The sequence below is a fragment of the Embleya sp. NPDC020630 genome, assembly GCF_044334985.1.
Taxonomy (GTDB): Bacteria; Actinomycetota; Actinomycetes; order Streptomycetales; family Streptomycetaceae; genus Embleya.
The window spans coordinates 184,607-195,850 of sequence record NZ_JBIRUB010000013.1 but is presented as its reverse complement, the minus strand read 5'-3'; the positions used below and the strand labels follow the sequence as shown (position 1 = coordinate 195,850).

9 protein-coding genes and 1 pseudogene are annotated in these 11,244 nt (G+C 71.1%); all 10 read right to left on the bottom strand.

What is annotated here, in order from left to right:
• Positions 1 to 143 precede the first annotated feature (143 nt).
• Entirely contained in the window at positions 144 to 1,445 is a 1,302-nt protein-coding gene (locus ACH4XV_RS34445; protein ID WP_395796256.1) for an MFS transporter, read from the bottom strand.
• A gap of 9 nt (positions 1,446 to 1,454) precedes the next feature.
• A complete protein-coding gene (locus tag ACH4XV_RS34440) occupies positions 1,455 to 2,021 on the bottom strand; it encodes a GNAT family N-acetyltransferase (protein ID WP_395796255.1) in 567 nt (188 codons plus the stop codon).
• Entirely contained in the window at positions 2,022 to 3,206 is a 1,185-nt protein-coding gene (locus ACH4XV_RS34435; RefSeq protein ID WP_395796254.1) for a type III PLP-dependent enzyme, read from the bottom strand. It abuts the gene before it with no gap.
• A gap of 19 nt (positions 3,207 to 3,225) precedes the next feature.
• Entirely contained in the window at positions 3,226 to 4,539 is a 1,314-nt protein-coding gene (locus tag ACH4XV_RS34430) for a DUF6271 family protein (RefSeq protein WP_395796253.1), read from the bottom strand.
• Positions 4,521 to 5,594, bottom strand: coding sequence for a phytanoyl-CoA dioxygenase family protein (locus tag ACH4XV_RS34425; protein WP_395796252.1), 1,074 nt, complete (start codon positions 5,592 to 5,594; stop codon positions 4,521 to 4,523). The genes ACH4XV_RS34430 and ACH4XV_RS34425 overlap by 19 nt, the downstream gene beginning before the upstream one ends.
• Positions 5,595 to 6,498: 904 nt before the next feature.
• On the bottom strand, positions 6,499 to 7,680 hold the full coding sequence (locus ACH4XV_RS34420) for an NAD(P)/FAD-dependent oxidoreductase (RefSeq protein ID WP_395796251.1): 1,182 nt from the start codon (positions 7,678 to 7,680) through the stop codon (positions 6,499 to 6,501).
• A gap of 3 nt (positions 7,681 to 7,683) precedes the next feature.
• A complete protein-coding gene (locus tag ACH4XV_RS34415) occupies positions 7,684 to 7,872 on the bottom strand; it encodes a ferredoxin (protein WP_395796250.1) in 189 nt (62 codons plus the stop codon).
• Positions 7,873 to 7,930: 58 nt separating this feature from the next.
• Positions 7,931 to 8,782, bottom strand: coding sequence for a fumarylacetoacetate hydrolase family protein (locus ACH4XV_RS34410; protein WP_395796249.1), 852 nt, complete (start codon positions 8,780 to 8,782; stop codon positions 7,931 to 7,933).
• Complete coding sequence (locus tag ACH4XV_RS34405; RefSeq protein ID WP_395796248.1) at positions 8,779 to 9,735, bottom strand: catechol 1,2-dioxygenase; 957 nt, start codon at positions 9,733 to 9,735, stop codon at positions 8,779 to 8,781. Before ACH4XV_RS34405 ends, ACH4XV_RS34410 begins: the two co-directional genes overlap by 4 nt.
• Positions 9,731 to 11,198, bottom strand: a pseudogene (locus ACH4XV_RS34400) (aldehyde dehydrogenase); the annotation flags it as partial. The gene ACH4XV_RS34405 and the pseudogene ACH4XV_RS34400, both read right to left, overlap by 5 nt.
• Positions 11,199 to 11,244: the final 46 nt, after the last annotated feature.

Below are 11,244 nucleotides of genomic sequence, written 5' to 3'. Positions count from 1 at the left end.
CGCGGCGGGTCGCGCGTCGGGCGTCGTCGATCGCCCGGCCGTGCGCGCAGACGAGGAAGCCCCGTCGCCCGCCTTCTCGTAAGCGGGTGACGGGGCTTCCGTCCGTGTCGTGGCTCGTCGGCCACGGACCGGGCTCCCGCGGGTTACGCGGACGCGTCGGTGAGTGGGGTGCGGTCGGCGGGGGCGGGAGTCGGGGCGGGGACGGAGGCGGGTTCGGCGTCGTTCGGGTCGGCGTCGGTGTTGGTATCGACGTCGGTATCGGCGTCGGTCACGCTCGGCCAGTGGATCTGCGTCGCGCATACGGAGACCAGGAGGGCCGAGACGGCGACCGCGCCCATCCCCCACACGAGGCTGCTGCCGCTCGCGATGAAACCGATCAGGGCCGGCCCGGCCAGCAGGCCGGTGGTACCCATCGCGGCGACCAGGGCCAGTGCGTCCGAACCCGCGCGCGCCGCCGCGACGTACACACACGGCGTGACGGCGGCCACGCCCAGGCCGACGCACGCGAAGCCGATCAGCGCCGGCACCACGCCACCGACCAGGAGCGCGACCGCCAACCCGGCACCGGCCAGCACACTTCCGGCCCGGACGATCCGCCCGTCGCCCCAGCGGGTGCGCCACCCGTCGGCGAAGACCCGGGCGAGCACCATCATCACCGAGACCACGGCGATGCCCAGCGGGGCCACCTCGGCCGACGCGTGCACGACGTCCTTCATGTACAGCGCCGACCAGTCGTTCATCGCGCCCTCGGTCACCGTGCCGAAGGCCATCGCGCAGCCCATCCAGATGGTGATCCGCGACGGCATGCTCAATCGGCGCCGGCCCGCGGGCGCCGGTTCGTCGGCAGCCGGCTCCGGTGTGGCCTTCGGCGCGGCCTCGTCCTCGGTCAGCAGCCCGGGCCGGGCGTAGCCGATCAGCAGCGCCAGCAGTACGGCGGCCACCGCGAAGTGCGCGGCCAACGTGGAGGTGAGGGCGTTCATCCCCGAGGCGAGCAGCGCGGCGCACAACGACCCGCCGCTGAACGTGGCGTGCAGCTTGGCCATCGCCGTGCGCTGGTACCGCACCTCGAGCGCGGCGCCCTGCGCGTTCATCGCGACGTTCAGACAGCCCACCGCCACCCCGTCGAGGCAGATGATCAGCAGCGCCACGGGGTAGTTCGGCGCCACCGCCAGGGCAAGCAACAGGACACCCAGGGCGAGCGCGGACAGCAGCGCGAGCAGGCGCGAGCCCAGACGCCGGGTCAGGATCGCGACGAGCGGGAACGAGGCCGCCGCGCCGGCTCCGCAGGCCATCAGCAGCAGACCGACCTCGGCCTCGCCCAGGTCGAGCTTGCTCTTGATCGCGGGCAACCGTGACGCCCACGTGGCGTACTGGAGTCCGAGAAAACAGAACAGTGCTGCGATCGCCGCCTGTGCCCGGCGGAAATCATCGCGAACGCGAAACATGTGATCGGCCTACTTCGTCATCCGAGGGTGATCCGCGCGACGGATCGTCGATGGTCCGCGCCGGTCCGGGCGGGGGTCCGCGGCGACCGGCATGGACATGTACACCGCGTCCGGGCCGTAGCTCGCGCGGAGAGCGATCTCGCGCAGGGCGTGGAACCCCCGCGCCGACCAGAACCCCTCGCTGCCGCCGACGGAGACGAGCGAGATGCGCTGGTATCGCTTGGCGCGCGCCGCTGTGGTCACCCGGCGCAGCAGTTCGCCCGCCAAGCCGTCGCCGCGGTACGCCTCGCCGACCACCAGGTCGTGCAGGTGCAGGTTGCGCGAGTGGAAGACCACCTCCTCCTCGCGGTCCAGGTCCGGGTATTGCCCAATCGGGTAGGGCAACGACAGGACGTACCCCGCCACTTGCCGACCGACCTCCAGTACGAAGCAGGTGGCCGGCGAGGAACGGGCCCGCGAGCGCAGCGCGGCCCGTCCCTCCGACAGTGCGGCGTCGGCATAGGTACCGGCTTCCAGTGCGACGATGTCGTCCCAGTCGCCTTCGGTGATGTGCCGAATGCGCACGTCGTGGTCCATCTACACCAGACCTTCCACGGATACGTCGACGCAGGTGTACGGCAGCGGGGCGAACCCGTTGAAGCCCTGTGTGGTGTAACTGGTGGCGTAGGCGCCGCTGGAGAGGATCCACACCGGATCCCCCGAGGCGACCGCCCTGGGCACCTGCACGAGGTCGCCGTCCGACCCGAAGGCGTCGTCGCTGTCGCAGGTGGGCCCGGCGACCACGGCGGGCACGTACTCGGCGCCGCCGTGCGTGGGGAACACCAGGCGGTACTGGAGTTCGTCCATCTCGTACAGGCCGTTGAACTTGCCGCAACTCAGGTACAGCCAGTTGCGGCGTTGTCCGTCGGGCTGTTCGCGCGTGGTCAGGCGGGACACCCGGGCCCGGATCGCGCCGTTGTCGGCGACGAAGTAGCGCCCCGGCTCCATCAGGAAGTCGAGCGGCACGGCGGACACCCGGCGCAGCCGCCGGATGCCCTCGCGGATGACCTCGAAGATCTTGTCCAGCGGGGGTTCCAGCGGTTGGCCGTGTCGGTCGAGGTAGCCCAGCGCCGGGAGTCCGCCGCCGAGGTTGACGTGGTCGGGGTGGATCCCTCGCCGGTTCAGTGCCGCGAGGGTGTCCGCGATCCGGTCGAACGCCTCCTGCCAGCCCTCGGTGGTCATCTGTTGCGAGCCGACGTGGACGGACAGCCCGGCGGGGATCAGACCCTCGGCGCGGGCCCGTTCCAGGATCCGCAGGGCGTCGGCGCCGGAGCAGCCGAACTTGCGGCTGAGCCCCCACAGCGCGCCCTCCCCGCTGGTGGCGAGGCGGCAGAAGACCCGGGAGCCGGGGGCGTGCGCGGCGATCGCGGCGACGTCCTCGATGCTGTCCGTGGCGAAGTCGCGGATGCCGAGCCGGTACGCGTCGGCGATGTTGCGGTCGGACTTGATGGTGTTGCCGTAGTGGATGCGGTCCACGGGTACGCCGGTCTCGATCGCCTGCGCGATCTCCTGCGGGCTGGCCGCGTCGAAACCCGCTCCCTGGCGGGCGAGGCAGCCGAGCACCTCGTCCACGGGGCAGGCCTTCATCGCGAATCGTACGGCGATGTCGGGGAGTTCGCGGATCAGCGTGTCGTAGCGTTCTTCGATGCCCGCGAGATCGAAGACGATCAGGTCGTCGTCGGCGGTGGCCAGGGCGGCGCGCATGTGTGCGTTTACGTGCATGATGTCGGTCCGGGTCCCACTATCCGTGCGGTTCGTGGAGGCTTGTGGTCCGGCTCGCCCGGACCAGCGAATCCCATGTCTCGATCAGCAGCGCGAAGTCCTCGATGTCCTCCTGGACCTCGTCGAGCAGGCGTGGGCCGCGGGTGGCGAGCGTGTCGGCGAACCCGGCGTAGCGCCCGCCCAGTCGCCGGTAGGAGTGGTCGAGGCTGCGCAGTCGGTCGATGTTGTCCGTGCGGTCCGACCGGGTGCTCTCACGGGCGAGTTCGGCGATCACCGAGGGGCGTACGTGGCGTTCGTCGTCCAGGAGTGTGCCGCCGGCCGCCGCCATGCGGTCGTAGATGAACTCGAAGTAGAGCATCGAGAGAAAGAACTTGGTCAACCGGGTCTGGTAGGCCGCGAATCCGGGGTCGGTGCGGCGTTCGGCGGTGTAGAAGTTCACGATGTTGCGGTTGTGCAGGACTCCGGGCAGCCCGGCGTCGTGGATCAGGTGCAGGAGGAAGTAGTCGCTGCCGATGGTGTCGGTGGCCGGCGGCAGCGGAACCCGCTCGTACACCGCGTGGTCGAACGCGACGTTGCACATGTCCACCCGCATCGGGTCGACGACGGTCAGGAGCGAGTGGTCCGCGACGAACGGCGCGGTGCCGGCGCCTGTGAACGACTCGTCGACCAGTTCCCGCTTGCGCTCGGTGGACCATGCGGGCGGGGCCCACAGGCCGACCACGTCGTAGTACACCTCGGGGTCGAGGCTGCGGATCTCACCGATGTCGACCGAGAGTTCGCCGATGAACGAGCTGCCGACCAGAACCACGGGGTCGGCGGCGAGGGCCGGGTCGAGGGTGGTCTCCGACACACCGGCGCTCGCCTCGCGCGCCGGTCGGCCGAGCGACATCAGCTCGTGGTGGATCGGGAAGACGGGTGCGCCGTCGAGCATTTGGTAGGTGCTGTCCGAGTCCCGGCGGTGCATCGATCGGCAGCCGAGGGCGGCGGCGATCAGGAACGCGCGGTTCGTGCAGGCGCCGTAGGAGACCCGGTCCGGGAGCATCAGGTCGAGCAGCAGGTCCGGCTTGGTGACGTCGGCGCGGGCGAGGACCGCACGGAGGAAGGCGCGCTGTTCGCTCTCGTCGAGGTGGTGCACGACCACGTGCGGTGTCGCCGGCAGGGCGGCGACGGCCTGCCGGTGTTCGCTCAACGTCGCCGGGTCGGAGGAGTCGAGGATCAGCAGGTGCACCTCGACGTCGAAGTGCCCTGCCGCATGGGCGGCCTCGGCGGCGATCGCCGAAATCGTCGCGGCGCAGGCCCTGTTGGTGGGTAGGGTCAGGCAGATTGCGTGCATTGCGCTTCTCCGGTCGATGGTGCGGGTGTGTGCCCGCTCCAGGATTCGAGGCCCAGGAGCTTCCTGCCGAGGTCGTTCAGCGTCGCCGTCTCGTACCTGAGGGATTCGTGCTTGCGGGCGTCGCCGACCAGCGTCTTGTTCCAGTCCGGGGTGCGCAGGTGCCGCCAGGAGTCGACTCGGGATTCGGTCAGTTCCCGGTTGCTTTCGAGCGCGGGCATCATGGACAGGTACTGGACCGCGCGCACGCCACGCTCGGAGCTGTTGCGGGCCACGCCGTGGGCGAGCAGTCCGTTCCAGATCAGCAGGTCGCCGGCCGCCAACTGCGGTCGCACCACCGGGTATTCGGCGCGGTCTGCGTCCGGCCGGATCGGGTCGCGGTCCTCGGGTTGTCCGGACTTCCAGTGCTCGAACCGGCGGAACAGCTCCGGCGAACACTGGAAACCGCCGTGGTCCGGGCGGGTGTCGTCGAGCGCGATGATGCCCTGGACCCGCTGCGGGGGTGTCGCGAGGGTGGTGTCGACGTCCCAGTGCAGCTCGATGTCGAAGCCCTTGTCCGTGGGCGCGATGTGCGCGCGGTCACGGTCACGGATGTTGGGCGGGTTCAGGTTGAGCCGGTCCAGTGTCACCCACAGCTCTTCGCAGTCCCACACGTCGACGAAGGCGTCGTAGACGCGGGCGGACTGGCGGCTGTCCCAGATGAGTTGGTGGTGGTATGCCTCGACGAAGCCGTAGATGTGCAGCTCCTGATCCAGCGCGGAGCGGAACTGCCGGTCGTCCGAGTACCAGCTCTCGGGGTCGTCGGGGTCGAGCCCCTGGAAGTCCCAGGCGAATTCGAGCAGTCGCGCGGCGGCCTCGGCCGGGATGGCCTCCTTCACGACGACGTACCCGTAGGTCTGCCAGAAGTCGAAGTCGGCTTCGGAGAGCACCCGCAGGGGTCGGGTCTTCTTCAGGTCGCGCAGCGGAGTCGGGGCCAGGTAGGTCTCGCCGATCGAACTGAAGTAGGGGATCTCGGACGCGGCTCGGTACGGGTATGGGTCGGATTCGGGCGTCGGCATACGATCCCTCCAAGGCTCGAACGATCTGGTCGGTATGGGGGCGTGGGGCATCGCGGTTCGTGCCGGCCTACCGGCGCGTCGGCGCGATCGCCCCGCCCCGGCCGTCGCCGTCCGGGATCGACCGGGCGAGTCGAGGCACGGGCGGCGGTCGGCCGTTCCCGGGCACGGTGAAGTCGTGGACGGGAAAGGGCGGTTCGCACGTCATCGGACGGGCGCGGCTGCGCGCGCTCGCCCGGCCCGCGGGTCGCCTCGATCCGGCCGAGGGCAGGACACATCACAACCTCGCCTGCCTACGCCTGCCGCGAGGTCCTGCCGGTCGCGGAACGTGTGTCGGGTGAGGCCGCCGATGTGGTGCCGTGTGCGGTGCTCGGGAGTTCGGCTGTGGGAGTCAGCCGTGAAAATCGGCCGAGGGAGGTCGGCCGGGGGGTTCGGCGGTACAAGGGGGGTGGTCCGGGGAGGCCGTGATCCCCGACGAAGCCTCGATCGGGATTCCTACCTCCTCGTATCCGGCGCCGCACATCGATCGCGGACACCCAAAGCGAACGCGAGATGCCTCACCGACCGGCCGCGCTACCACGCTGCGGCCATGCCGGGACACACACCTCTCCAATCCCCGTACCTCTAGGTTGGTCTAGACCAACTTTCAGTGTCAACCCCCACGATGATCCTTTTTGCAACGGCGCGTTCCCGCATGATCACGCAGGCGAAGGAGTGGGGTTCGGCGACCGTCCGGCCGTTCGGGTGCCGTTTGCCGCCGATTGCCCGGGAGTTCGCTCGCGCGCCGGAGGGGTGGACCTCGAGCCCTGCGACGCGAGCGCCGACGAGTAGGCCGTCCTCATCGGCGTGACCGGGGGCAGGCGTCGCCGGCGCCGGGCCCGGCCCGTCGCGTCGCGTCGCGTCGCGGTCAGTCGAGGTGGTGGCGGTACTTGGTGGACAAGGGGTGGGATCCGGGGGTCAGGGCCACCACGCCCACCAGGGTGTCGTCGCGGTGGTAGCCGACCGCGCAGGCCGTGGTCCACGTGCCTTCGAGGAGGCGGATGTCGGCGGCGCCGAGGGCGGGGGCGCCGTAGGACTGGAGGCGGTCCCCGTACTGGTCGGACCAGAAGGCGGGCAGCGGGGCAAAAGGGGCGTCGGGGACGGCGGTGTCGGACAGATGGGCGGTCAGGGTGCGGGCCGCGTGCCTGGCCGTGTCCGTGGGGATGCTCCAATGCTCGACGCGGCGCGGGACGTCGTCGTAGCGCGGGTTCGCGAAGCGGGCCACGTCGCCGACGGCCACCACGTCGGGGCGGGATTCGACCCGCAGGGCGGCGTCGCAGCGCACGCCGTCGGTGAGGTCGAGGCCGTTGCCGGCCAGCCATTCGGTGTTCGGGATCGCGCCGATCGCCTCGATCACCACGTCGGCCGGGAGCGTGCGGCCGTCGTCCAGGACGACCCCGGCGACGTGCCCCTCCCCCGTCAACCGGTCCACCGTGCGGCCGAGTTCGAAGCGCACCCCACGATCCGTGTGCCGCCGGCGCACGGCCGCGCCGAGTTCGGCGCCGAGCGGGCGGTACATCGGCTCCGCATCCCGCGCCACCACCGTCACCTCCGCACCCAACAGGCGCGCCGTGGCCGCGACTTCGCAGCCGATGAAGCCCGCGCCCACGACCACCACCCGGCGTCCGGGACCGAGCGCGTCGCGCAGCCCGCGTGCGTCGTCGAGGGTGCGCACCACGTGTCGCCCCACCGTCGGCCCCGGACAACCCAGCCGGCGCGCACGCAGCCCGGTGGCCACCACCAGCCCCGCGTACGACAACGACGATCCGCCCGCCAGCCGGACCCGACGCGCGTCCAGATCGACCCCGGTCACCGCCTCGCCCAGCCGCCAGTCGACGTCCGCGCAACTCGCGCGCGGCCGAAAGGCGACCGCCGCGTGCGTCACGTCGCCGGCGAGTACGTCCTTGGACAACGGCGGGCGGTTGTACGGCATGTGCGGCTCGTCGCCGACGACGGTGATGCCGCCGGTCCAGCCGGCCGCGCGCAGTTGTTCGGCGGCCCGCAGACCACCCATGGACGCGCCGACGACCACCACCCGACGCCCGGTCATCGCTCAGTCCTCGATCGTGATGGCCTGCAACGGGCAGACGTCGGCGGCGTCCTCGACCACGTCGCGCAGCGTGTCGTCCGGTTCGGCGACGAACTCGAGGCGGCCGGCGTCGTTGATCCGGAACACCTCGGGCGCGGAGAACACGCACTGCCCGTGGTCCCGACACCGGTCCATGTCGACGATGACCTTCACGGTCGTGGTCCCTTCCGATCGAATGAGGTGGTGGGCCGAGCGGATGGCGGGCGGCGACTCACCGCCTGGGCGCACGGATTCCGCGCAGCTCCCAGTCACCGCCGAGGGCGGTGGAGCGCACTTCTTCGGACTCGGTGGGCTGCGCGCCGCAGTCGGTACGAATGGGGGTCGGACCGGTGACGATGTGGTTGGTCAGTCGGCCCAGGCCCTCCGCCTCCACCTCGACCACATCGCCCGGCTGTACGGGACGCGAGCCGGCCGGGGTGCCGGACAGGAGCACGTCGCCGGGGTGGAGCGTGATCGTGCGGGCGATGTCGGCGACGAGGTAGTGCATGTCCCACTCCATCTCGTCGGTGGAACCCTCCTGCACCACCGCGCCGTTGACGTAGGTCCGCAGCGCCTTGCCGCGGAAGTCCCAGCCCTCGACCAGGCCGGGGCCGAGCGGGCACAGCGTGTCGGAACCCTTGACCCGCAACATCGAGCCGGCGTCGGTGTCCCGGAAGTCGTGCAGGCCGTAGTCGTTGGCGAGGGTGTAGCCGCGGATGTACGCGCCCGCGTCGGCGGGGGCGATGTTGCGGCAGGTACGGCCGATCACGATCGCGATCTCGCCCTCGTAGTTGAGGTATTTGCACCCGGTCGGGCGAACCACCGCACCGCCGTGCGCGTTCAGCGACGAGGTCGGCTTGTGGAAGTAGGTCGGCGCGGGCGGCAGCGAGGTGCCGAACTCCTCGACCCGGCTGCGGTGGTTGAGGTGCACCGCGACGATCTTGCCCGGTGCGATCGGCGGCAGGTGGTGCGCGTCGGCGGCCTTGATCCGGCGGCCGTCGGCGGCGACCAGTTCGGCCCCTTCGCGGACGACCTCGACGACGGCGCCGTCGAGCAGGATGCGGCGGTACTCGGTGGTGGTCATTCGACTCGTCCTCGGGAGGTGTGGGGGTCGGCGACCCGGGATGTGCGGTCGGCAACCTGTGAGGTGTGTGCGTGGGGCGCCGTCCAGCCGCCCGCCGGCCGGTCGAACCAGACGTGTGCCTGCCCGGTGCCGGTGGCGTTCTCGTAGTCGCCGACCAGCCGCCCCGGCGCGGTGCAGCGCTCCTCGCCGAGCGCGCCGAGCATCATCAGGTAGTGCCCGAAGCGGGCCTCGGGCTTGTACCGCAGGAAGTCCGGCATGCCCGCGAGCACGCTCGCGTGGTCCCCGCGCTCCATCCAGGCGATGCGCTGCTCGTCGGCGGCGCGCGCCTGCGGGGTGCGCACGTGGACCGGATCCGATGCTTCATGGTCGCGCAGTTCGCGCAGGCTCCAGAACGTGTGCGAGAACGCGCCGGACGCGATCAGGAGCACCCTGCGGTCGGTGGCCGCGATGCCGTCGGCGAGTGCCCGGCCGAGCCGCAGGTTGTCCTCGACGTCGGCGGTCTGGCAACAACCGATGCCCAGCCAGCGTTTGCCGGGCACGCCCAGGTGGTGCCACAGGTTGACGGTGGCGTAGTGGATCGGCAGGAACGGATCCTCGATCGGGGTGATCCAGGTGCCGTGCTTGGCCGCGAACCCGGCGGTGGCGTGCGCCAGTTCCGGGTCGCCGGGGAAGGCGTAGGGGATCTGCCGCATGCCGCGGGGTAGTTCCTCCGAGGTGTACAGCCCGGCGCGGTGCGCCTGGGCGGCGATGACGAACTCGACGGTGGTCGCCCAGTGCGAGTCGAAGACCACGACGGTGTCGTAGTCGAGCCGTTCGAACACCTCGGCGCGCAGCCGGGCCAGGGCCGGGACCAGGCTGATCTCCCGTCCCTCGTTCAGCTCGTGCCGCACATCCGGGGGCAGCATGATGGTGGGCGAGTGGGCCAGGATGCCCGCGCCGACGATCTCTCCCATGGTCAGTGCCATCCGTTCGGCGAGGTCACGGTGTTCTTGACGTCGCAGTAGAAGTCGAAACTCCAGGTGCCGCCTTCGCGGCCGACGCCCGACTGCCGCGCGCCGCCGAAGGGCGCCCGCAGGTCGCGGACGAAGAAGCAGTTGACCCACACCGTGCCCGCGACGAGCCGCGCGCCGACCCGCCGAGCCCGCTCCCGACTTCCCGTCACCAACGTTGCGGCCAGCCCGAATCGGGTGTCGTTGGCGAGGGTGATCGCCTCGTCCTCGGTGGTGAAGGTCTGGAGGGTCAGCACCGGGCCGAACACCTCCTCCTGGACGATCTCGGCGTCTTGGGCGACGTCGGTGAGCAGCGTGGGGCGGTAGTACAGCCCGCCCAGCCCGGTGTCGGGGCCGCCACCGAGCAGGGCCTTGGCGCCGGCGTCGAGCGCGCGGCGGACGAAGCCGTCGACCCGGGCGAGGTGCTCCGGGTGGATGTTGGGTCCCATGTCGGTGGCCGGATCGCGCGGGTCGCCCTGGACCAGGGTGCGGGCCTTCGCCAGGAACCGCGCGGTGAACTCCTCGGCGACGGCGGCGTCGACGAGCAGTCGGGTGGCCGCCAGGCAGACCTGGCCGGCGTTGTCGTACTGTTCGACGGCCAGCTCCACGGCCAGGTCAAGGTCGGCGTCGGCAAAGACCAACATCGGGGATTTGCCGCCGAGTTCGAGGCTGACCGGGATGAGGTTGGCGGCTGCGGCGGCGCCGATGTGCCGGGCGGTGGGCACCGAGCCGGTGAAGCTGATCCGGCGCACGTCCGGGTGTGCGGTCAGCGCGGCGCCGACCTCCTCGCCGTAGCCCTGGACCACGTTGAACACGCCCGCCGGCAGGCCCGCCTCGGCGGTGATGTCGGCGAGCAGCGAAGCGGTCAGCGGGGTCCACTCGGCGGCCTTGAGCACGACGGTGTTGCCGGCCGCGAGCGCCGGGGCGACCTTCCAGGTGGCCAGCATCAGCGGCGCGTTCCACGGGGTGATCAGCACACACGGCCCGGCCGGATCCCACGAGACCCGGTTCTCGTGGCCCCGGGTGTCGAAGTCGTCGTGCCCGAGCGAGTCGGTCAGCCAGTCGGCGAAGAAGCGGAAGTTGTGCGCGACCCGCGGCATCACCCCGCGCAGGTGCGAGCGAAGCAACGCGCCGTTGTCCGTGGTCTCCACGATCGCCAACTCGGCGAGTCGGGCCTCGACGCCGTCGGCGACGGCGTGCAGCAGTCGGGCCCGCTGGGCGGGCGGTGTGGCAGCCCACCCGGGGAAGGCGGCGCGGGCGGCGGCCACGGCCGCGTCGGCCTCGGCGCGCCCACCCCGGGCGATCTCACCGAGCACGGCACCGTCGATCGGCGAGACGTCGGTGAAGGTGTCCGCGGACCCGACCCGCTCGCCACCGATCCAGTGCCGGGTGTCGACGGTGACGCCCGCGACGGTGACCTCGGTCATGGATACCCCTCCAAGTCGTTTGACCCCAAACAATTTAGCCGGCGTC